General features: G+C 72.5%; 17 protein-coding genes and 1 pseudogene. 9 read left to right on the forward strand and 9 right to left on the reverse strand.

All coding sequences use genetic code 11. From position 1 onward, the window contains the following. Position 1: 1 nt before the first annotated feature. The gene (locus VO99_RS16245) at positions 2-1,540 is read right to left on the reverse strand and encodes a sigma 54-interacting transcriptional regulator (RefSeq protein WP_046113928.1); all 1,539 of its coding nucleotides are present in this window, start codon (positions 1,538-1,540) and stop codon (positions 2-4) included. Positions 1,541-1,746: 206 nt separating this feature from the next. Here VO99_RS16245 and VO99_RS16250 point away from each other — a divergent pair, with 206 nt between their 5' ends. The 4 genes from VO99_RS16250 (at position 1,747) to VO99_RS16265 (ending at position 4,954) form a co-directional block, all read left to right on the forward strand. Next, positions 1,747-3,000 (forward strand): D-amino acid dehydrogenase, encoded by a 1,254-nt coding sequence (locus VO99_RS16250; protein WP_046114046.1) that lies wholly within the window; start codon positions 1,747-1,749, stop codon positions 2,998-3,000. After that, positions 2,993-4,126 (forward strand): alanine racemase, encoded by a 1,134-nt coding sequence (gene alr / locus VO99_RS16255; protein ID WP_046113929.1) that lies wholly within the window; start codon positions 2,993-2,995, stop codon positions 4,124-4,126. Before VO99_RS16250 ends, alr begins: the two co-directional genes overlap by 8 nt. A 50-nt stretch (positions 4,127-4,176) precedes the next feature. Beyond that, entirely contained in the window at positions 4,177-4,401 is a 225-nt protein-coding gene (locus tag VO99_RS16260; RefSeq protein WP_046113930.1) for a hypothetical protein, read from the forward strand. Positions 4,402-4,483: 82 nt separating this feature from the next. Continuing rightward, positions 4,484-4,954: a hypothetical protein gene (locus tag VO99_RS16265; protein ID WP_046113931.1), complete on the forward strand. Its 471-nt coding sequence runs from the start codon at positions 4,484-4,486 to the stop codon at positions 4,952-4,954. A 12-nt stretch (positions 4,955-4,966) separates the two neighbouring features. On the opposite strand, the gene VO99_RS16270 is transcribed toward VO99_RS16265, so the two are convergent. Then, the gene (locus tag VO99_RS16270; RefSeq protein ID WP_046114047.1) at positions 4,967-6,538 is read right to left on the reverse strand and encodes a gamma-glutamyltransferase family protein; all 1,572 of its coding nucleotides are present in this window, start codon (positions 6,536-6,538) and stop codon (positions 4,967-4,969) included. Between the two features lie 85 nt (positions 6,539-6,623). After that, the gene (locus tag VO99_RS16275) at positions 6,624-8,525 is read right to left on the reverse strand and encodes a sigma-54-dependent Fis family transcriptional regulator (protein WP_052736389.1); all 1,902 of its coding nucleotides are present in this window, start codon (positions 8,523-8,525) and stop codon (positions 6,624-6,626) included. 291 nt (positions 8,526-8,816) lie between these two features. Here VO99_RS16275 and VO99_RS16280 point away from each other — a divergent pair, with 291 nt between their 5' ends. Genes VO99_RS16280 through VO99_RS16290 form a run of 3 tightly spaced genes read left to right on the forward strand, consistent with a single transcriptional unit; the run spans position 8,817 to position 11,745 of the window. Then, positions 8,817-10,091: a PQQ-dependent sugar dehydrogenase gene (locus tag VO99_RS16280; protein WP_046113932.1), complete on the forward strand. Its 1,275-nt coding sequence runs from the start codon at positions 8,817-8,819 to the stop codon at positions 10,089-10,091. Positions 10,092-10,096: 5 nt separating this feature from the next. Beyond that, complete coding sequence (locus VO99_RS16285; protein ID WP_046114049.1) at positions 10,097-10,444, forward strand: c-type cytochrome; 348 nt, start codon at positions 10,097-10,099, stop codon at positions 10,442-10,444. A gap of 53 nt (positions 10,445-10,497) precedes the next feature. After that, positions 10,498-11,745 (forward strand): MFS transporter, encoded by a 1,248-nt coding sequence (locus VO99_RS16290; protein ID WP_046113933.1) that lies wholly within the window; start codon positions 10,498-10,500, stop codon positions 11,743-11,745. Here VO99_RS16290 and VO99_RS16295 read toward each other — a convergent pair. Genes VO99_RS16295 through VO99_RS16305 form a run of 3 tightly spaced genes read right to left on the reverse strand, consistent with a single transcriptional unit; the run spans position 11,724 to position 14,634 of the window. Next, on the reverse strand, positions 11,724-12,134 hold the full coding sequence (locus VO99_RS16295; RefSeq protein WP_046113934.1) for a hypothetical protein: 411 nt from the start codon (positions 12,132-12,134) through the stop codon (positions 11,724-11,726). The two genes, VO99_RS16290 and VO99_RS16295, sit on opposite strands and share 22 nt — an antisense overlap. A gap of 55 nt (positions 12,135-12,189) precedes the next feature. Beyond that, positions 12,190-13,686, reverse strand: coding sequence for a S8 family serine peptidase (locus VO99_RS28910; RefSeq protein ID WP_052736390.1), 1,497 nt, complete (start codon positions 13,684-13,686; stop codon positions 12,190-12,192). Between the two features lie 36 nt (positions 13,687-13,722). Next, positions 13,723-14,634: a LysR family transcriptional regulator gene (locus VO99_RS16305; RefSeq protein ID WP_046113935.1), complete on the reverse strand. Its 912-nt coding sequence runs from the start codon at positions 14,632-14,634 to the stop codon at positions 13,723-13,725. 109 nt (positions 14,635-14,743) lie between these two features. Between VO99_RS16305 and VO99_RS16310 the strand changes: the two are divergent. After that, a pseudogene (locus VO99_RS16310) lies at positions 14,744-15,976 on the forward strand (MFS transporter). 103 nt (positions 15,977-16,079) lie between these two features. After that, the gene (locus VO99_RS30310) at positions 16,080-16,337 is read left to right on the forward strand and encodes a hypothetical protein (protein WP_157039595.1); all 258 of its coding nucleotides are present in this window, start codon (positions 16,080-16,082) and stop codon (positions 16,335-16,337) included. A 165-nt stretch (positions 16,338-16,502) separates the two neighbouring features. On the opposite strand, the gene VO99_RS16315 is transcribed toward VO99_RS30310, so the two are convergent. From VO99_RS16315 to VO99_RS16325, 3 genes are read right to left on the reverse strand one after another with little or no spacing between them, the layout of a single operon-like run. Further along, entirely contained in the window at positions 16,503-18,119 is a 1,617-nt protein-coding gene (locus VO99_RS16315; protein ID WP_046113936.1) for a rhodanese-related sulfurtransferase, read from the reverse strand. A 19-nt stretch (positions 18,120-18,138) separates the two neighbouring features. Then, positions 18,139-18,696 carry a cysteine dioxygenase family protein gene (locus VO99_RS16320; protein ID WP_046113937.1) on the reverse strand — a complete coding sequence of 186 codons (558 nt, stop codon included), beginning with the start codon at positions 18,694-18,696 and terminating at the stop codon, positions 18,139-18,141. Between the two features lie 58 nt (positions 18,697-18,754). After that, entirely contained in the window at positions 18,755-19,960 is a 1,206-nt protein-coding gene (locus VO99_RS16325) for an acyl-CoA dehydrogenase family protein (protein ID WP_083440653.1), read from the reverse strand. Positions 19,961-20,100: the final 140 nt, after the last annotated feature.

Here is a 20,100-nt window from a genome sequence, read left to right on the forward strand (position 1 = left end):
CTCAGCCCGGAATGCCGTACTTGCGCAGGCGCTGCGCAATGGCCGAGTGCGAGGTGCCCAGCCGCTCGGCCAGCCGGCGCGTGGAGGGGTACTGCGGCCACAGCCGCTGCAGCAGCGCACGCTCGTAGCGCGAGACCGCGTCGTCCAGGCTGGTGACGCCGTCGTCGTCGGTGGGCGGCGGCGCGGCGGTGGCGGCATCGGCCAGCTCCAGGTCGCCCGCGTCGATCACGGCCGCATCGGTCATGGTCACCGCGCGGAAGATCACGTTCTGCAGCTGCCGCACATTGCCATGCCAGGGGTTGCCCAGCAGCGCCTGGGTGGCTGCGCGGCTCAGGCGTGCCGGCGGCCGACCGGCCTGGGTGCAGGCCCGCTCCAGGAACACCTGGGCCAGCACCAGGATGTCCTCGGTGCGCTCGCGCAACGGCGGCACGGCCAGCTGCAGCACGTCGATGCGGAACAGCAGGTCCTGCCGGAAGCTGCCGGCGGCCACCATGTCCTCCAGGTGGCGGTGGGTGGCGCTGATCAGCCGCACGTCGGCCCTGATTTCGCGGTCGCCGCCCACGCGGCGGAAGCTGCCGTCGTTGAGGAAGCGCAGCAGCTTGGCCTGCAGGTACAGCGACATCTCGCCGATCTCGTCCAGGAACAGCGTGCCGCCATCGGCCAGCTCCAGGATGCCGGGCCGCCCGCCGCGCAGGCCGCCAGTGAAGGCGCCGGGCGCGTAGCCGAACAGCTCGCTCTCGGCCAGGCTCTCGGGCAGCGCCGCGCAGTTCAGCGCGAAGAAGGGCTGCGCCTGGCGGCGGCTGCCGGCATGGCAGGCATGGGCCACCAGTTCCTTGCCGGTGCCGGTCTCGCCGCGGATCAGCAAGGGCGCGTCCACCGAGGCCATGCGCGCCGCCCGCTGCTTGAGCTGGCGGATGGCGGCGGAGCGGCCGAGCAGCGTCTCGAAGCCGCCAGCGCTGTAGTTCTGCAGCGCGCTCAGGCGCTCGCCCAGCCGCTGCGGCGCATGCAGCGTGAGCACCGCGCCGGCCACGCCGCCGCCGGGCTCATGCAGCGCCACCGTCTCCATCAGGAAGGCCTGGCCGCCCACCTGCACTTCGGCCACCGGCAGCTTGTAGCCGTGGTCCACCAGGGATTGCGCCAGCTGCGCGTCGCCGGTGAGCTGCTGCAGCGACAGCCCCTGCAGCGCGGGCAGCTCCAGCCCGCTGGCCTGCGCCGCCGCCGGATTGGCCACCACCACGCTGCCTTGGGCATCCACCGCCAGCACAGGATCGGCCAGCGACGACAGCAGCGCATCCAGGTACAGCCGGCGGCGCGCGCCGGGCAGCATCTGCAGCTCCTGCACCTGCTGCACGCCCGGCACCTCGGCCAGCAGCGCCTTGCGCAGCGCCGGCCAGGCCTTGGCCAGCAGGCCCGGCGCCTCCAGGTAGATGTGCGGCGGATCGACCTCCACCGCCACCACGTCCAGGCCGCGGGCGGCCAGCACCGCCAGGATCTGCTGGGCGATGCCGACGCGGTCGATGAAGGTGATTTTCAGGCGCATCGTGGGTGGAATGAATTCATGACAGCGGAACGATTTCGTGACGCTATCTTACGCTGCGCACACAGGAAGCGTATGCGAATCGATACACCCGGCGCAGGCCCAGAGGGCCAAGTGCTTGATGCAGCGGCACTTTCGTCGCTGGCACGGCGCTTGCGCCTGCCCATGGCATGACGCCGGGTGGCCGGCGCAAGAACAAGGTGCGGCGCATGAAGGTCCTGGTCCTCGGAAGCGGTGTCATCGGCGTGTCCATCGCCTACTACCTGGCCAGGTCGGGCCATGAGGTGACGGTGCTGGACCGCCAGCCCGCGCCGGCCCTGGAAACCAGCTTCGCCAATGCCGGCGAGGTGTCGCCCGGTTATTCCGCGCCCTGGGCCGGGCCCGGCGTGCCGCTGAAGGCCATCAAGTGGATGCTGATGCAGCACAGCCCGCTGGTCATCAAGCCGATGCTCGATCCGGCAATGTGGCGCTGGGGCGCCCAGATGCTGCGCAACTGCACCGAGGCGCGCTACCGCGTCAACAAGGCCCGCATGGTGCGGCTGGCCGAATACAGCCGCGACTGCCTGAAGCAGCTGCGCGCCGAGACCGGCATTGCCTACGACGAGCGCACCCAGGGCACGCTGCAGCTGTTCCGTACCCAGAAGCAGCTGGACGGTGCGGACAAGAACGTGGAGATCCTGCAGCAGTACAACGTGCCCTACCAGCTGCTGGACCGCGCCGGCTACCTGCAGCATGAGCCGGCGCTGGCCGAGGTGTCGCACAAGTTCGTCGGGGCGCTGCGGCTGCCGGGCGACGAGACCGGCGACTGCTTCCTCTTCACCCAGCGGCTGGCCGAGATGGCGCGGGGACTCGGCGTGCGCTTCGAGTTCGGCGCGACCATCCAGCGCATCGAGCAGGCCGGCGGCGCCGTCACCGGCGTGCACACCAGCCGCGGCGCGTTCACCGCCGACCGCTATGTGCTGGCCATGGGCAGCTATTCGCCGCTGATCGCCCGGCCGCTGGGGCTGCGGCTGCCGGTGTATCCGGTCAAGGGCTTCTCGATCACCGTGCCCATCACCGACGCGGCGCTGGCGCCCGAATCCACCATCATGGACGAGACGCACAAGGTGGCCGTCACGCGGCTGGGCGACCGCATCCGCGTGGGCGGCACCGCGCAGCTCTCGGGCTACAACCTCGACCTGGAAGCCGAACGCCAGCGCACGCTGGAATTCGTGCTGACCGACCTGTTCCCGCGCGGCAGCGACGTGAGCCAGGCCCAGTTCTGGACCGGGCTGCGGCCGATGACGCCCGATGGCACGCCCATCCTCGGCGCCTGCCGGCTGAACAACCTGATGCTGAGCACCGGCCACGGCACGCTGGGCTGGACCATGGCCGCCGGCACCGGCCGCGTGATGGCCGACCTGATCGACGGCAAGCGGCCCGAGATCGACATGGAAGGCATGGGGCTGGACCGCTATGCATGACCGCGCCCGGGTGAATGCCGGCGCCTGGCTCGACATCGACCTGGGCGCCATCGTGCACAACTGGCGGCTGATCAAGCAGCAGGCCGGCGGCGCGGCCGATTGCGCCGCGGTGGTCAAGGCCGATGCCTACGGCCTGGGCGCGGCCCAGGTGGCGCCGGCGCTGCATGCGGCCGGCTGCCGCCGCTTCTTCGTGGCGCATCTGGACGAAGGCATCGCGCTGCGCCCGCTGCTGCCGGCCGATGCCACGCTGTTCGTGATGCACGGCCTGCCGCCCGGCAGCGAGCCGGAAGCGGTGGCGCACGGCCTGGTGCCGGTGCTCAACAGCCTGCTGCAGATCAGCGCCTGGACGGCGCTGGCCCGCCACCTCGGCCGCCGACTGCCGGCCGCCGTGCAGATGGATACCGGCATGGCCCGGCTGGGCCTGGCCACCGACGAGTTCGAGCGCCTGGCCGCCGACCTCACGCGGCTGGAAGGCATCGAGCTGCAACTGGTGATGAGCCACCTGGTGAGCGCCGAGCAGCCCGGGGCGCCGATCAATGCGCTGCAGCTGCAGCGCTTTGCCGCCGCCCGCGCGCGGCTGCCGGCGGCACCGGCCAGCCTGGCCAATTCATCGGGCGTGTTCCTAGGCCCGGCCTTCCACCACGACCTGCTGCGCCCCGGTGCGGCGCTGTACGGCGTGGCGCCAGTGGCCGGACGGCTCAACCCGATGCGGCCTGTGGTGCGGCTGCGCAGCAAGGTCATCCAGCTGCGCCACATCCCGGCCGGCACCGGCGTGGGCTACGGCCACGCCTGGACGGCGCAGCGGCCCAGCCGCATCGCCACGCTGGCCACCGGTTATGCCGACGGCTGGCTGCGCAGCCTGAGCAACCGCGGCACGGTGCGCTTCAACGGCCAGGCGCTGCCGCTGGTGGGCAAGGTGTCGATGGACACCATCACCATCGACGCGACCGACCTGCCCGAAACCGCGCTGCAGGAGGGCACGCCGATCGACCTGCTGGACGAGCACCTGACGGTGGACGACGTGGCCGCCGCCGCCGGCACCATCGGCTACGAGGTGCTGACCAGCCTGGGCAGCCGGTATGCGCGGCGTCATGTGAGTGCCGCAGAGCCCGCCGGGCCGCACTGACCCTCGGACCTCGCACCTCGGCGTGCTTGCGTGCACAGCCTGCGGTGTGTATGGACCGGCGCCACTTCTTCCAGGCGGCGCTGGGCACCCGCCACGGCATCACCACCGAAGACGGCCGGGGCGCCGAGGCCGTGATCGACGAGATCGTCGCGCGCACGCCGTCCGTCATCGCCGAGGTGCAGGGGCAGCTGCAGGCGAAGCTCGCCGAGCGGGTGACCGCCAGCATCTTCGGCGGGCTGGCGGCGGCAGCGCAGCGCATGGGCGCAGGCGCCTGAGCGGCCGTCTCATAGAGCATGGGGAGGCCGGTTCGTGGACGAACCGCTAGCCTGGGCGAACCAACGCTGCGGAGTCCGAACGATGAATCCCTGGAGCCTGATCAAGCTGGCCGACTCGGGCATGAAGGCAGTGGGCATCGGCACCGGTGCGCTCGGCAGCGTGCTGGCCGGCCCGCTGGGGGTCGCCGTCACCGCCACCATGTATCTCAAGCAGTGGGTCGACTCCCAGCAGTCCGAGGTCTTCGAGGCCGTCAAGAAGCGCGAGTCGTGTCCCCACATCGAGATGGTGGAGGGATCGCCACCGACGCCGTCCGCCCTGGCACTGGTCGCCGACCGCGGGGGCGTGGCTTGGCGGCTGGGCAGCGGTTCGCTCTACTTCTGGCATGCCGAAACGCCGTTCCGGCCGAGTGTTTTCTCGGACGCCCTCCTTCCGGGCGTGCGTGGCGTGACACGGGTCACCACACAACGGGAATTCGCCCTGAAGGTGGTGCGCCCGGCCGATGGCTATGGCTGCAGCGCCTGCCGCCGGGCCATTGCACACAAGCAGCAATGACCTGCTGTCGCCCTACCACCCCAGCGCCGCCCCGTCGCTGCGCGGGTCGCTGCCGGCCTCGAAGGTGCCGTCGGCGGTCATCACGATGGCGCCGGCATGGCCCATCGTTTCGTCGTAGTCGGCCAGCACGTCCACCTCGTGGCCGGCGGCGCGCAGGGCGGCGATGGTCCCGGGCGGAAAGCGGCTTTCCAGCTTCAGCGATTCGCTCTCCTGCCCCCAGGTGCGGCCCAGCAGCCAGCGCGGCGCGCTGATGGCGGCCTGCGGGTTCATGCCGAAATGCACCATGCGGCTGAACACCGCGCTCTGCGATTGCGGCTGGCCGTCGCCGCCCATGTTGCCGTAGACGATGGTGCGGCCGTCGTGCAGCCGGGCCAGCGCGGGGTTCAGCGTGTGGAAGGGCTTGCGGCCCGGCGTCAGCGGGTTGAGCGCCGCCGGGTCCAGCGAAAAGCTGCAGCCGCGGTTCTGCCAGTTCACGCCCGACTCGGGCAGCACGATGCCGCTGCCGAACTCGTGGTAGATGCTCTGGATGAAGCTCACCGCCACACCGTCGCGGTCGATCACGCCCATCCACACCGTGTCGCCCGGGCCCTGGCCGCCGGACCAGCCCCGCACATCGTCGAAGCGGATCCTGGATGCCATGTCGTCCAGCGCGGCCGGCGCCAGCAGCGCCTGCGGATCCACGCTCATCCACGCGGGGTCCGTGATCAGCGTGTCGCGGATGGCGAAGGCCTGCTTGGTGGCCTCCACGCAGGCATGCACGAAGGCCGGGTCGTCATGGGTCATGCGGGCGGCGTCGAACACCCGGTCCAGCTGGCCCAGGATCAGCAGCGACACCAGGCCCTGCGTGGGCGGCGGCATGTTGTAGAGCCTGCCGGCCGAATGGGCCATGGCCAGCGGCTGCTTCCACACCGCCTGGTGCGCCTTCAGGTCCGACAGCGCCACCGGGCTGCCGGCCGCCATCAGGTCGGCCGCCATCGAGCGGGCCAGGTCGCCGCGGTAGAAGTCGTCCAGGCCCACGCGGGCCAGGTGCTCCAGCGTGGCGGCCATGCGGGGCTGCTTCCACAGGCTGCCGGTGGCCGGCGCCTGGCCGTCCGCCAGGTAGCTGTGGGCGAAGCCGCTGACCGGCGTGAGCTCCTCGCGCTTGTTGGTGATGCAGGCCGACTGGCTGCGGGTGACGGCGATGCCGTCGCGGGCATGGTGGATCGCGTCGTCCAGCAGGCGCGGCAGCGGCAGCCGGCCGCCCAGCGCGTCCTTCGACCAGGCCAGTGCCGCCTCCCAGCCGGACACCGTGCCGGCCACGGTGTTGGCCGCCAGCCCGCCGCGAAACGGAATGCGCTCGATGCCGTGGCCGCGGTAGGCCTCGATGCTGGCGGCCTGGGCGGCGGCGCCGCAGGCTTCCAGCCCGCGCGGCTCGTCGCCGGGCCGGGCGATGAGCCAGAAGCCATCGCCGCCGATGCTGTTCATGTGCGGATACACCACCGCGATGGTGGCCGCGGCCGCCACCATCGCCTCCACCGCATTGCCGCCTTCGCGCAGCACGCCGATGGCGCTTTGCGCCGCCAGCGAATGCGGCGCCACCGCCATGCCACGGGTGCCGCGGGCCGGGTTGGGAACATGGGTCACTGCAAGGTCTCCAGGAATGCGTGCACGCATTCTGGCCCGGGCCCGATCAGCCGCTGACGCCCGCTTCCCGCAGGTGCCGGTACACCGTGGTGCGCGAGATGCGCAGGCTTCGCGCGGTCTGGCTTACCGAGCCGCTGCGTCGGAACTCGGCCAGCACCACCTCGGTGGCGCTGCGCTGCAGCTGCGAGGGGCCTTCGGCCTGCGGCGTGGCACGGGCCGGCAGCAGCGGCTGCAGGTCGGCCGCGTCGATCAGGCCGGTGGGATGGGTGAGCAACGCACGCGCCAGGCAGGCCCGCAGCTCGCGGAAGTTGCCGGGCCAGGGCTGGGCCGCCAGCAGGCGCTGCGCCTCCCGCGTCAGCCGGGCCTGCGGCTCCAGCTCGGCCAGCAGCCGCTGGGCCTGGGCGGCCAGGTCGGCGCGCAGCCGCAGCGGCGGCAGCTTCACGCTGACGGTGTTCAGGCGCCACAGCAGGTCGGCGCGGAAGCGGCCGGCGGCCACTGCGGCCTCCAGGTCCACATGGGTGGCGGCCAGCACCTGCACATCCACCGCCCGCCACTGCCGGCCGCCCACCGGGCGCAGCAGACCGTCGTCCAGGAAGCGCAGCAGCGCGGCCTGCAGCGGCAGCGGCAGCTCGCCCACTTCGTCCAGCAGCAGCGTGCCGCCATCGGCACTGGCCAGCAGGCCGGCCTGGCCCTGGCGGCGTGCGCCGGTGAAGGCGCCGCCCGCATAGCCGAACAGCTCGGCCTCGAACAGCTCGGCCGGCATGCCGCCGCAGTTCACCGGCACGAAGGCGCCTTCGCGGCCGCTGGCCGCATGGGCATGGCGGGCCAGCAGCTCCTTGCCGGTGCCGGTCTCGCCCTGGATCAGGATGGGCAGCCGCCGCCGCACCGCGGCTGCCACCATCGCCTGCGCCTGCAGCACCGCGCCGTCGTCGGTGGCCACGGCCGGGGACAGGGTGGCGGTGGCCGTGCGGGTCGGCAGCACCGGCACCGCGGCCGGCGCGCCGGCCGGCGCGGCCAGCGCAGGCGGCGCCGCCGGCTGCACGCAGGCCACGGCCAGCACGCTGTTCATCGCATCGCGCAGCCGGGTGCCGCCGTCCGATCGCAGGCGGCCGATGAAGCGGTCGAAGGGCTCGTTGAACAGCTGCTCGAACGGGGTGCCGCGCTGCACCGCCAGGCCGCTGAGCAGCCCGGCCGCGCGGCCGTTGCAGGCACTGAGCCGGCCGTCGCCATCGAAGGCCAGCAGCCCTGCGCTGAGCGTGCCGACGAACTCCGGCCGCGGATGGATGGCCAGCACCCAGTGCTGGCGCCGCTGCTCGGCCAGCAGCACGTTCTCGATGTGGGCCGCGGCCATCTGCACCAGCGCCTGGGTGTGGCGCTGCCGCGAGTCGAAGCAGCAGGAGGCATCCAGCGCGCCCACCACCACGCCATCCGCATCGCGGATGGGCGCGGCGGTGCAGGCGATGTGGCTGAACTGGCCGAAGAAGTGCTCCGGGCCGTTGACCGCCACCGGCCGGCCGCAGGCCAGCGCGGTGCCCAGGCCGTTGGTGCCGGCGGCATGTTCCGTCCACACGCTGCCGGCCGGGATGCCGGCGCCTGCGGTGCTGGTGACGAAGCGCTGGTCCGCATAGCGGTCCAGCACCACGCCGTCGGCATCGGCGAAGGCCAGCAGGAAGCTGCTGCCGGCGATCTGCTGCATCAGCGACTCCAGCTCGATCAACGCCAGCTGCCGCACGCGGCCGGCCCGCTCATGGCGGCGGCGCAGGTCGGCATCCTCGATGACCACCAGCGGCAGCGGCCGATCGAAATCCAGCCCGGCCTGCAGGCAGCGGGCCCAGCTGTCGAGGATCTCGCCCGGCGGGTCGTCGGCCGCCACCGGCAGCCTGCGCGCCAGCACCGCGCGGCATTGCGCACGTTGCCAGTCCTGCCATGCACCACTTGCTTCGAGCATCGCCTCGTCTCCTGCCGCGGTCTGCGCCGCTCGGTCTTCGCCCTGTGGGTGCTTTGACCATAACAGGCCGGCCGGTGGCGCCGCAACTGAACAGTTTCTGTGCAGCCTGCCGTCGCCCCTGTACAGCGCCTGCACGGCCGGCGGAGGCGGCGGCGGCGCGGGTTTGTACGCAGGCCGCAGAGGGTGGTGGCGGCTGCACGCCGATGGCTGTCCCGCCGGGCATGTGCGTTGCGATGTGCAGCAGGCTGACGCCCGTTCCGGCGGCGGCGCCAACAACAAGGAGACGACCCCATGCCACGCACATTCCGCCCGACCCTTGCGCCCGTGATGGCCGCGCTGGCACTGGCCCTGGCCGGCCACCTGCCCGCGCAGGCGCAGAACATCGACAAGCTCAAGCAGATGAAGGTCTCGGGCACCGACCTGAACATTCCGCCGGTGCCGCAATCCGGCGCGCAGGCCGAGGCCATCAGGAAGAACCTGGAGAAGGTGAAGCTGCCGCCGGGCTTCCGCATCAGCCTGTATGCGGTGGTGCCCGATGCGCGCCACATGGCGGTGGCGCCGTCGACCAACATGCTGTTCGTCGGCACCCGCAAGACCGCGGTGTGGGCCGTGACCGACCGCCTGTCCACCGGCACCGCCACCGAGGTGAAGGCCTTCGCGCCATCGCTCAACTTCAAGGTGCCCAACGGCGTGTGCTGGACCCGTGACGGCAGCCTGCTGGTGGCCGAGCACAACCGGGTGCTGATGTTCCCGGCCGCCGAGTTCTTCTACGAAGGTCCGGACGTGGCCGTGGCCGAGGTGGTGCCGCAAGGCCAGCTGATCCCGGTGGAGGAAGAGTCGTACAACCACGGCGCGCGCACCTGCCGCGTGGGGCCGGACAACCAGCTCTACATCACGCTGGGCCAGCCCTTCAACGTGCAGCCGCGCGAGAAGCTGAAGCTGTACGAGCAGGTGGGCATCGGCGGCATCGTGCGCATGGGGCTGGACGGCAGCAAGCGCGAGGTGTTCGCCCGCGGCGTGCGCAACTCGGTGGGCATGGACTTCAATCCCAAGGACAAGACGCTCTGGTTCACCGACAACCAGACCGACGGCATGGGCGACGACATCCCCAAGGGCGAGATCAACCGCGCCACCCAGGCCGGCCAGTTCTTCGGCTACCCCTACATCGTGAGCCAGACGCGCATCACCGAAAGCGGCTACGACAAGGACCCGATCCCGGCCGGCGCGGTGAATCCGCAGGTGATGACCGATGCGCATGCGGCCGACCTGGGCATGGCCTTCTACACCGGCCGCCAGTTCCCGGCCCAGTACCAGGGCGGCTTCTTCTCGGCGCAGCACGGCTCGTGGAACCGCACCAAGCCGGTGGGTGCGCGGGTGATGTTCACCTCGCTCAAGCCCGACGGCAGCGCCGACAAGACCGAGGTGTTCGCCGATGGCTGGCTGGACAGCGAGACCGGCGTGTACCGCGGCCGGCCGGTGGACGTGGCGGTGATGAAGGACGGCTCGCTGCTGGTGTCCGACGACTTCGTCGGCGCCATCTACCGCATCACCTACAACGCGCCGTGATGCCGATGCAGCAGCGACAACCGACGAAGCTCGGCGCGCTGGCGGCAGGCCTCGGCCTGCTCGCCGCGGTGGCGGCTCCCTGGCCGGCCGCCGCGGCCGATGCCGCCGCCGGCAAGGCCAAGGCCATGCAGTGCGCGGTGTGCCACGGCCCCAACGGCCTGAGCAGCGCGCCCGATGCGCCCAACCTGGCCGGCCAGCCCGCGCTCTACGTGGCTGCGCAGCTCAAGGCCTACCGCAGCGGCGAGCGCAAGCACGAGGTGATGGCGGTGATGGCCAAGCCGCTGACCGATGCCGACATCGACAACCTGGCGGCCTGGTTCGCCAGCATCAAGGTGACGGCGCAGCTTCCCTAGCGCTGACCCGCCGGCGACAGGGCGGCGCCCTGGCACCGCCTACAGTCGCCGGCATGTTCCCGTCGACCGAAGAGCCCAAGCCGCGCACGGCCACCGTGCTGCGGCTGGGCAGCGCCCAGACGCTGGCCTGGGCCTCCACCTACTACCTGCCGGCCATCCTGGCCGCGCCCATGGCCCGCGACCTGGGCACCACGGTGCCCACGGTGCTGGCGGCCTTCAGCCTCGCGCTGGTGGTCTCGGCCGCGGTGGGCCCACGCGCCGGCCATGCCATCGACCGGCTGGGCGGACGGCCGGTGCTGATGGCCACCAGCGGCGTGTTCGCGGCCGGGCTGGTCGGCCTGGGGCTGTGCCAGGGCCTGGCGGGCCTGTTCATGGCCTGGGTGGTGCTGGGGCTGGGCATGGGCAGCGGCCTGTACGAGGCGGCCTTCGCCAGCCTGGTGCGGCTGTACGGCCGGCAGGCCCGCAACGGCATCACCGGCATCACGCTGATCGCGGGCTTCGCCAGCACCGTCGGCTGGCCCCTGTCGGCCTGGCTGGAAAGCCGCTACGGCTGGCGCAGCACCTGCCTGGTGTGGGCGGCGCTGCACCTGCTGCTGGGCCTGCCGCTCAATGCCTGGCTGCCGCGCGTGGCCGCGGTGCTCGGCCGGCCGGCGCCGGCCGCTGCAGCCGCGCCGCCGCCCGCCGCCGTGCCGGCCGCGGCCGATGCACCGGCGGCCGGCGGCGAATGGCGAGCGATGCTGGTGCTGGCCTGGGTGTTCGCGGCCTCGCTGTTTGCGGCCACCGCGCTGGCCACCCACCTGCCGCGCCTGATGCAGGCGGCAGGGGCCTCGGTGGGCACGGCGCTGATGGTAGGCGCCCTGATCGGGCCCGCGCAGGTGGCGGCGCGGCTGCTGGAGTTCGGCTTCCTGCGGCGGGCGCATCCGCTGTGGGTGGCACGGCTGGCCACCGCATTGCACCCGCTGGGCGCCGCCCTGCTGCTGCTGGCCGGGCCCGCCTGGGCGCCGGTGTTCGGGCTGATGCATGGCGCCGGCAACGGCCTGCTCACGATTACCAAGGGCACGCTGCCGCTGGCCTTGTTCGGCAGCGCGGGCTACGGCGCGCGCCAGGGCTGGTTGATGGCGCCGGCCCGTGTCTCGCAGGCGCTGGCACCGGTGGCCTTCGGGCTGGTGCTCGACCGGCTCCAGGGCCACGCGCTGTGGGTGACGGCCGGCCTGGGCTTCAGCGCGGTGGCGGCGTTGATGCTGCTGCCCACCCAGGCGCAACCGGCCGCCGCAGGCGCTCAGCCCGCGCTGCGCCGGTGATGCCGGTTGCTGTGGATCGCCTGCACCGAAGGCGCCTGCGCCAGCACGCGCAGCTGCGGCGGCGTCACCTCGACCACGAAGCTGCCGTTGAGGTCGTTGCGGCGCGCATCGTCGGCCAGGCCCAGGCTGGACAGGCAGGCCTCCAGGTCGTTCATGTCGCAGGCCGGGTATTCGCTCAGGGCCGATGCTGCCGCGCCGCGGGCATGGACCGGCGGCGGCAACAGTTCGGACGGGCCCACCGCGGTGTGCCGGGCCAGTGCCTGGGGCGAGGGCGTGACGGGCAGCCGGCGCGCCTCGATGATGACCGAGGTGCGCTGGGCGGCGTCGGCCTGGGACGCGAAATCGACCAGGCTGGCATCGCGCAAGGCATTGGGGGCGTGGTGGCTCATGGCGGGGGTCCTGCTGCGGGTGCTGCGTCAAGCGTAATGGCTGGGTGCATGGTGTTCAAGCCGCCGGCAGGTAGCCCAGCTGCACCGCATTGCCGTAGGCGGCCAGCGCGGAAAGCTTGCCGTGGCCGTAGCGGTGGTCCTGGCCGTTCTCGCCGCAGTCGGTGACGCTGCCGGTGAGCAGCTGCAGCAGCGCGTCCGAGCGCTCCCAGCCGGTCAGCGACAGCAGCGGCGATTGCGCCGCGGCACCGGTGCGGCTGAGCATCAGCGCCAGCGCGCCGGCCACGTGCGGCGCGGCCATCGACGTGCCGTTCAGGTGCTCCCACTTGTTCTTGCCGATGCAGGAATACACATGCACGCCCGGCGCGGCCACGTCGGGCTTGGCATACACCAGCGGCAGGTGGCGGGCGTCGATGGCGTCGGACGTTTCCACCACGTGGGTGCGTCCGGCGCTGAAGGCGGCCACGCGGCCCTGCACGTCCATCGCGCCCACGGCCAGCGCGAAGAAGTCGTTGCCCGGCGAGCCGCTGGTCTGCGCGCCGTCGTTGCCGATGGCCACCACCACCGGCACGCCGGCCGCACGCGCGGCGATCATCGCGGCGGTGTAGGTGTCCAGCACGCCGGGGTCGAAGGTCAGGCCGCCCAGCGACATGTTGATGACCTCGGCGCCCTGGGCCACCGCCCATTCCATGCCCTTGAGGATCTGCTCGTCGGTGCCGCCGGTCTTGCCCAGCACCTTGGCCACCAGCAACTGCACGCCCGGCGCCACGCCGATCCAGCGGCCGCTGCTGCGCCCGCCGGCAATGGTGCCGCACACATGGGTGCCGTGGCCGTCGGCGTCCCAGGCCTGGTCGACGCCCTGCTTGATGAGGCCGGCCTTGGCATCGAATTCGGCAAAGCCGATCACCTTGCCCTGCAGGTCGGGGTGGGTGGCCTCCACGCCGGTGTCCAGCACCGCCACCTTGGCGCCCTGGCCGCGCGCATCGAAGGCGCCCCAGCACGAGAGCGCGCCCACCGCCTCCAGGCCCCAGGCATGGGTGACCCAGCGCTCCACCTCGGGCGGCAGCGTCTTGGCCTTCAGCCGCGGCGGCACCGGCACCCGCCGGTTGGGGAAGATGGCCAGCACGCCGGGCAACTGGTCCGGCAGGCGGGCCAGGTCGTCGCGGTCGATCTCCATGGCGGCGGCGCCGGCCAGCGGCAGCGGCCGCGGCTGGCCGCCCGGGTTGGCGCGCCGGGCCAGGCGCGACGCATGGATGAAGGCCGCTGCCTGCATCGGCGCGATGGCCGCCACCCCGAGCCGGCGCAGGGCCTGCAGCTGCGCCTTGCGCTGCGCGACCGTGGCGGCGGCCTTCTGCCGCACCGAGGTGGCGCGGTACGGCGCGGGCAGCAGGTCGCTGGCACTGGTGATGGCACGCCGCTGCATGGCCTCCTCCGCGGCGCGCCGCAGCGCTTCATGCAGCCCGGCGGGCTGGCCCTGCACGATGATGCTCAGCGTGCGCTGGCGGCTTTCGTCGAGGATGCGCTCGACCTGGCGCTGGATCTTGAGACGGGTCATTGCCGGGGAGTTTGCACCGTCGGGCCGCGGCGCGTGCTACGCCTGCACCTTCAGCCGCTGCGCCAGGTGGGCGATCAGCGCGTCCACCTTGGGCAGCAGCTGGCGGCTGCGCGGCCACACCAGGTGCAGTGGCAGGCCGTCCGTGGCGGCTTCGGGCAGCAGCGCCACCAGCCGGCCGCTGGCCAGGTGCGACGCCACCAGCCAGGTGGCGAGCTGGGCGATGCCGACGCCGGCCAGCACCGCCTCCACCTGCGCGCCGGCATCGCCGACGATGAAGCGGCCCGGCACCTCGCGGCGCTCCACCGGGGCCGTGCCGCGCTGGATCAGCCAGGGGTTGGCGCTGCCGTCGGCCCGGCCGTAGGTCACCGCGTCGTGGGCGGCCAGGTCGTCCACGCCGGCCGGCGCGTCGCGCCGCGCCAGGTACTCGGGCGAGGCGCAGAACACCAGCCGCTCGGTCCCCAGGTAGCGGTGGCCCAGGGCGGCCGGCCATGCATCGGGGCCGCCGATGCGCACGCCGAGGTCGATGCCCTCCTCCACCAGGTCGACGAAGCGGTCGGTGAAGGACAGGTGCGGCTGCACGCCGGGATGCTGCGCGGCGAACTCGACCAGCAGTGGCACCACGCGCATGCGGCCGAAGGTGGCGGGCAGGTCCACCCGCAAGCGGCCCGAGGGCTCCAGCTTCTCGGCGGCCAGCACCTGCTCGGCCATGCGCAGTTCCTCCAGCACCCGCACGCAGGTGCGGTGAAAGGCCGCGCCCGCATCGGTGAGCCACAGCCGGCGGGTGGTGCGCTCGAACAGCCGCGTGTGCAGCCGCGCCTCCAGCCGCGCCACCGCCTTGCCGACCGCGGAGTTGGTGAGGTTCAGCCGCTCGGCCGCGGCGGTGAAGCTGCCCGCCTCGGCGGTGCAGACGAAGGCTTCTATGCCTTTCAGACGTTCGGTAGGCAGCATGGGCAGGTCGCTGATTGAAGAATTTCGCTCCAGAGTAACTGGAAAAGTCTCCTCATATCAGAACCCGCGGCGCCAGTACGCTTGTCGGCTGACAGCCCACCACGCCACCATGACCGCCTCAACCCCGCCCACCCCGCGCGCCAGCGGCGCTTCCATCGCCATCCTGGCGACCGCCGCCTTCGTGCTGGTGACCACCGAATTCCTGATCGTCGGCCTGCTGCCCGCCCTGGCGCGCGACCTGTCGATCTCGATCTCCGCGGCCGGGCTGCTGGTCACGCTCTTCGCCTTCACGGTGATGCTGTTCGGCCCACTGCTCACCGCCGCGGTGGCGCACTTCGAGCGCAAGCGGCTGTTCGTCGCCATCCTGCTGGTGTTCGCCGCCTCCAATGCGCTGGCCGCGCTGGCGCCCAACGTGGGCGTGCTGGCGTTGGCGCGCTTCATCCCGGCGCTGGCGCTGCCGGTGTTCTGGGGCACCGCCAGCGAAACCGCCGGCCAGCTCGCCGGGCCTCAGCGTGCCGGCCGGGCGGTTTCGTCGGTCTACCTCGGCATCTCGGCGGCGATGCTGTTCGGCATTCCGCTGGGCACGCTGGCGGCCGAGGCCATCGGCTGGCGCGGTGCCTTCTGGCTGCTGGCGGCGCTGTCGGCCGCCGTGGCGCTGATGCTGCAGCTGGGCATGCCGCGTCTGCGCTCGCCGCAGCGGGTGAGGCTGGCCGAGCAGCTGCGCATCCTGCGCGACGCCCGCTTCGTGGCCAACGTGGCGCTGTCGGTGCTGGTGTTCACCGCGATGTTCACCGCCTACACCTACCTGGCCGACACCCTGGAAACCGCGGCCGGCGTGCCCAAGGCGCAGGTCGGCTGGTGACTGATGGGCTTCGGCGCCGTGGGCCTGATAGGCAACTGGCTGGGCGGCCGCTGGGTGGACGCGCGGCCGCTGGCCGTCACCGCCTTGTTCAGCGTGCTGCTGGCCCTGGGCATGGCCGGCAGCATGGCCGCCGTGGGCCAGCGCTTCTGGCTGTGCGTGGCACTGGCCGTCTGGGGCGTGGCCAACACGGCGCTGTACCCCATCTGCCAGATCCGCGTGATGAAGGCCGCCAGCCACGCCAAGGCGCTGGCCGGCACGCTCAACGTCTCGGCCGCCAATGCCGGCATCGGCCTCGGCGCCGTGTTGGGCGGCTTGGCCATCCCGCAGTGGGGCGCGGGCAGCGTGGGGTATGTGGCGGCTGTGATTGCACTGGTGGCTGTCGTGGCTGCAGGCTTGATCGGGGGGTTGGGTGCTTCGCGGGGTGCTGTACCTGAGTCGGGCGGTTTGCGCAGGGCCGTGCGGGCCGGCCCGGGGGGCTGAGCTTCCGCGGTCGGTGCTGCGCACCGACTGACCTGCGCTGCTCGGCGCTCCACATGCGCCCCCGAGCCGGCCCGCACGGCCCTGCGCAAATGTCGGAGCGGTGGTGCTGCGCATGAAGGTGCCTTGCAACGGCGCCACGGTCTGCGACGACGGCACTGCGCTGGCGCCGTCGGCCGCGCCCGGGCGCAGCGTGCTTGCCAGCGAGGCGGTTGCAGCAGCTTTCCGCACAGCAGAGCAGAGCCGCGCGGGGGGCGGTGCCCGGTGGGGCGATTTGTGGGGTGGCGAGGAGCGCAGTGCCGAGGTCGGCGCGCGCAGCGCGCTTTGTGAACTGACTCGCGGCCGACTGTTTGAGCGGCAGTGAGCGAAGCGAACGAGAGCGAGTTGGGCCGCGCGACCTCGGCGCGAGCACCGCAGCGAAGTCGGCCGCGCAGCGGCCGACCACCCCAGCATGAGCCCCGCCGGGCACCGCCCCCCGCGCGGCGGCCGAACAAAAACAGCGCTTACGGCCTGTCAAACACCAAGAAGCTCAAGCTTCCAGCACCCGGAAGTGATGCGTCCCATCCCGCCCCAGTTGCTCGACCAGGCCGAACTCCCAATCGAGGTAAGCCTGCATCGCTGACGCCGGTGCATCGGTGCCTTCGTACGGCCGCCGATAGCGGTCGATGCGCGGCGCGGCCAGGCGCTGCTCGCCCGGCTCCGTCGGCAACCCCGCAGCCACCCAGGCCGCATTGCCGCCTTCCAGCACCCACACCTCGGCATCGGTGAGGGCCTGCAGGTCCTCGGCCGCGAATCGGGCCAGCAGGCTCGATCCACAGGTGAGCACGTAGCGCCGCGCCGGCGGCATGCGCTGCAGCGCCTCGGCCAGCACCGCCCGCGTCGTCCACCAGGCGCCGGGGATGTGGCGCTTCACATGGTTGGCGCTGGTCGTCACGTCGATCACCACGGTGCCGTCGCCGCTGGCCAGCCAATCGGCCAGCGTGGCGGGCGCCACCGTGCGCGGCGCGGGCAGGGGCGGCAGCGGCGGCACGTCGGGGCCGGTGACGCGCGCCTCCAGCAGCACGGCCTCGCCCTCCAGCAGCGCCACCTCCCAACCCATCTGCGCCAGCCAGGAAGCCGTCATCGCGGCACGCACGCCGCGCCCTGCCTCGGCCAGGTCGCCGCCGTCGTCCACCAGCACGATGCGGGCGCCGCGCACCGGCGCATGGTGGTCGGTCTCCTGCACCAGCTGGCCACCCGGCGCGTTGCGGAATCCAGGCCGGTGGCCGGCCGCATATTCCTCCGGCGTGCGCACGTCGAAGGCATAGGTGGTGCGTGTGGACTCGGCCTGCCAGGCATCGAGCTGCGGCTGGCCGATGCGCAGCACGCCGGCGCGCTGCGCCAGTCCGGCCGCGGCACGCCGGGCTTCGGCCTGCACCTCGGCCGGCACCTCGGCGGGCGGGCGACGCTGCTGGCCATGGTCGAGCTGCAAGCCCGCCAGCTTCCAGCCGATGGTGCCGTTGCGCAGCGCCGCCACCGGGTTGGGCAGGCCGGCATTCACCAGCGACTGCGTGCCGATGATGCTGCGCGTGCGGCCGGCGCAGTTGACGATCACCCGCGTGGCCGGGTCGGGCGCCAGCGCACGGGCGCGCAGCACCAGCTCGGCACCCGGCACGCTGGTGGCCGTCGGGATGCTCATGGTCTGGTATTCGTCGAAGCGGCGCGCGTCCAGCACCACCACGTCGGCCTGGGCATCGAGCAGCGCCTTGACTTCTTCCGCCACGAGCGAAGGCGTGTGCCGCTCGGCCTCCACCAGCTCGCCGAAGCTCTTGCTGGGCACGTTCACGTCGCGGAACAGCTCGCCGCCGGCCTCGCGCCAGCCGGCCAGCCCACCGGCGAGCAAGCGCACGTCGGTGTAGCCCAGCGACCGCAACCGGTCGGCGGCCCGCTGCGCAAAGCCTTCGCCGTCGTCGTACACCACGATGGCGGTGTCGCGGCGCGGGATGCGGCCGTAGGCCTCCAGCTCCAGCTTCGACAGCGGCAGGTTGGCCGCCCACAGCGGGTGCGCCTGGGCATAGGGGTCTTCCTCGCGCACGTCGAGCAGCGCGATCTCGCGGCGGGCGAGCAGGGCGGCGCGCACGTCGGCGGGGGTGGCGTTCAAGGTCATTCAGCTTGCCTATACAAGTTCAGGGCACCGGCGTGTAGCCGGAGACGAAGCGCTGGCGGCTGCCGTCCAGCCCGTAGGTGGCGCGCTCGATGGTGCCGATGTCGGCGCCGTACACATGGATGCTGATCGACACCTGGTCGTCGAAGGCGTTGTGCACGCGGTGGATGTCGCCCACGCGTGGCGACACCGCCTCCACCTGGCCAGGCGCCAGCCGCACCGGCGGGCCGGCCTCCACCAGCTTCGCGGGCCCGGCGAAGCGATAGCCCTGCGAGAACTCGGCCCCGCGCAGCATGCCGATCAGGCCCCACACCGTGTGGTCGTGGATCGGCGTGGCCTGGCCCGGCCCCCACACGAAGCTCACCACCGAGAAGCGGCCGGCCACGTCGCGGTGCAGCGGGTACTGGCGGTAGCGGTCGCCCGGCGTGGCATATGCCGCGGGCAGCCAGCGGTCGTCGGCCACCAGCGCGCCCAGCAGGCGGCCGCCTTCGTCCAGCAGCCGCGGCTCGGGCGGCGCCTGCGCGACCAGCGCTTCGAGCGACGCGATGAACGACCGGAAGGCCGGTGCTTCAATCGTCATGGCAGGGTCCTTCCCAACAAGCCGGAGGAACCGGCATGGTGCCTCAAACCGGCGGCCTTCATGCCGCCGAGCCTTCGAAAGCCAGCAAGCCGGCCTGCTGCAGGATGCTGTCGTCCTGCGGCGTGTGGATGCGGCTGCACAGCACGTCGCGGTGGTGGCGCTCCAGCGGATTGCGCCGCGCCAGGCCGTGGTTGCCGCTCAATTCCAGCGCGATGTCGACCACGCGGATGGCGTTGCGGCTGAGGTTCCACTTCACCAGGCTGCTGTCGGCCACGCGCGGCACCGCGCCGCCATCGGTGGCCCGCACCAGGCCGTCCAGCAGGGCGTCGTTGGCCCACAGCAGCGCCTCGATCTCGCCCACCTTCTCGCGCACCCGCGGCAGCGTGGACAGCGGCGCGCCCAGGCTGCCCGGCGCGCGCTGCGACAGGAAGTCGAGCAGCCAGCCGCGCGCGGCCCGGGCCACGCCGTCGTACAGCGCACCCAGCAGCACGATCATCCAGGCGTACTGGTCGTGATCGGGGCCGGCCGCCCAGTCGGCCGCGGGGCGGATGTCCACGGCCTGGTCCGCCGCCAGCGGCACGTCGGTGAACACCACCTCGTGGCTGCCCGAGGCGCGCAGGCCCAGGTGGTCCCAGCTCTCGATCACGCGGATGCCTGGCGCATCGCGCGGCACCAGGAACACGCCCACGCGCGGATCGGGATCGTCGGTGCGGCCCCACACCGCCAGCCAGCGCAGCGCCGGGATGCCGGTGGTGTAGAGCTTGTGGCCGCTCAGGCGCCAGCCGTCGGCCGTGCGGCGCGCCACCGTGGCCGGCAGGCCGCCGCGGGCCGGCGAGCCGAGCTGCGGCTCCACCCGCAGCGAATTGGCCAGCGCGCCGTCGGCCACTGCGCTGCGCAGCACCGCGTCGCGCCAGTGCGCCGGCCAGCGGCTGTCGGCGCGGGTGATGCTGCGGTGGATCAGGAAGGTCATCGTGAGCACCAGCGCAGTGGCCGGCTCGCCGCGGGCCACTGCGCCCACGATGCGCCGGGCCGTGGCCAGCGAGGCGCCGCCGCCGCCCAGGGCCACCGGCACCACCGAGGCGACCAGCCCTTGTGCATGCAGGTCGTCGAAGTTGGCATGCGGGAAGCGCGCGTCGCGGTCGTGCTCGGCCGCGGTGGCGGCGAAGCGGCGCGTCAGCCGCGCCAGCACCTCGCCCAGCTCATCGGGGTGCGCCGCGGCCGGCGGCTGCAGATGGGCGGGGGCGGCCACCAGGTCACTGCTCATGGGGGGCTTCCTTCTACAAGAGCGTGCAGCGTAGGCGCCGCGGCCGCGTTGTGGAAACAAGCAAAACGCATAGACAACTTCGGTTTGCTTCGTTGGACATCGTGCCCTGCAGCCTTAGCGTGCCGCACCGGCCGCCAAGG

The organism is Aquincola tertiaricarbonis (assembly GCF_000969605.1).
In the GTDB taxonomy this organism is placed as follows: domain Bacteria; phylum Pseudomonadota; class Gammaproteobacteria; order Burkholderiales; family Burkholderiaceae_C; genus Aquincola; species Aquincola tertiaricarbonis.

Excerpts from the sequence above, each read along its gene's own strand:
- VO99_RS16245 (WP_046113928.1), bottom strand. The coding sequence starts at position 1,540 with ATGCGCCTGAAAATCACCTTCATCGACCGCGTCGGCATCGCCCAGCAG.
- VO99_RS16250 (WP_046114046.1), top strand. The coding sequence starts at position 1,747 with ATGAAGGTCCTGGTCCTCGGAAGCGGTGTCATCGGCGTGTCCATCGCC.
- alr (WP_046113929.1), top strand. The coding sequence starts at position 2,993 with ATGCATGACCGCGCCCGGGTGAATGCCGGCGCCTGGCTCGACATCGAC.
- VO99_RS16260 (WP_046113930.1), top strand. The coding sequence starts at position 4,177 with ATGGACCGGCGCCACTTCTTCCAGGCGGCGCTGGGCACCCGCCACGGC.
- VO99_RS16265 (WP_046113931.1), top strand. The coding sequence starts at position 4,484 with ATGAATCCCTGGAGCCTGATCAAGCTGGCCGACTCGGGCATGAAGGCA.
- VO99_RS16270 (WP_046114047.1), bottom strand. The coding sequence starts at position 6,538 with ATGGCGGTGGCGCCGCATTCGCTGGCGGCGCAAAGCGCCATCGGCGTG.
- VO99_RS16275 (WP_052736389.1), bottom strand. The coding sequence starts at position 8,525 with ATGCTCGAAGCAAGTGGTGCATGGCAGGACTGGCAACGTGCGCAATGC.
- VO99_RS16280 (WP_046113932.1), top strand. The coding sequence starts at position 8,817 with ATGCCACGCACATTCCGCCCGACCCTTGCGCCCGTGATGGCCGCGCTG.
- VO99_RS16285 (WP_046114049.1), top strand. The coding sequence starts at position 10,097 with ATGCAGCAGCGACAACCGACGAAGCTCGGCGCGCTGGCGGCAGGCCTC.
- VO99_RS16290 (WP_046113933.1), top strand. The coding sequence starts at position 10,498 with ATGTTCCCGTCGACCGAAGAGCCCAAGCCGCGCACGGCCACCGTGCTG.
- VO99_RS16295 (WP_046113934.1), bottom strand. The coding sequence starts at position 12,134 with ATGAGCCACCACGCCCCCAATGCCTTGCGCGATGCCAGCCTGGTCGAT.
- VO99_RS28910 (WP_052736390.1), bottom strand. The coding sequence starts at position 13,686 with ATGACCCGTCTCAAGATCCAGCGCCAGGTCGAGCGCATCCTCGACGAA.
- VO99_RS16305 (WP_046113935.1), bottom strand. The coding sequence starts at position 14,634 with ATGCTGCCTACCGAACGTCTGAAAGGCATAGAAGCCTTCGTCTGCACC.
- VO99_RS16315 (WP_046113936.1), bottom strand. The coding sequence starts at position 18,119 with ATGACCTTGAACGCCACCCCCGCCGACGTGCGCGCCGCCCTGCTCGCC.
- VO99_RS16320 (WP_046113937.1), bottom strand. The coding sequence starts at position 18,696 with ATGACGATTGAAGCACCGGCCTTCCGGTCGTTCATCGCGTCGCTCGAA.
- VO99_RS16325 (WP_083440653.1), bottom strand. The coding sequence starts at position 19,960 with ATGAGCAGTGACCTGGTGGCCGCCCCCGCCCATCTGCAGCCGCCGGCC.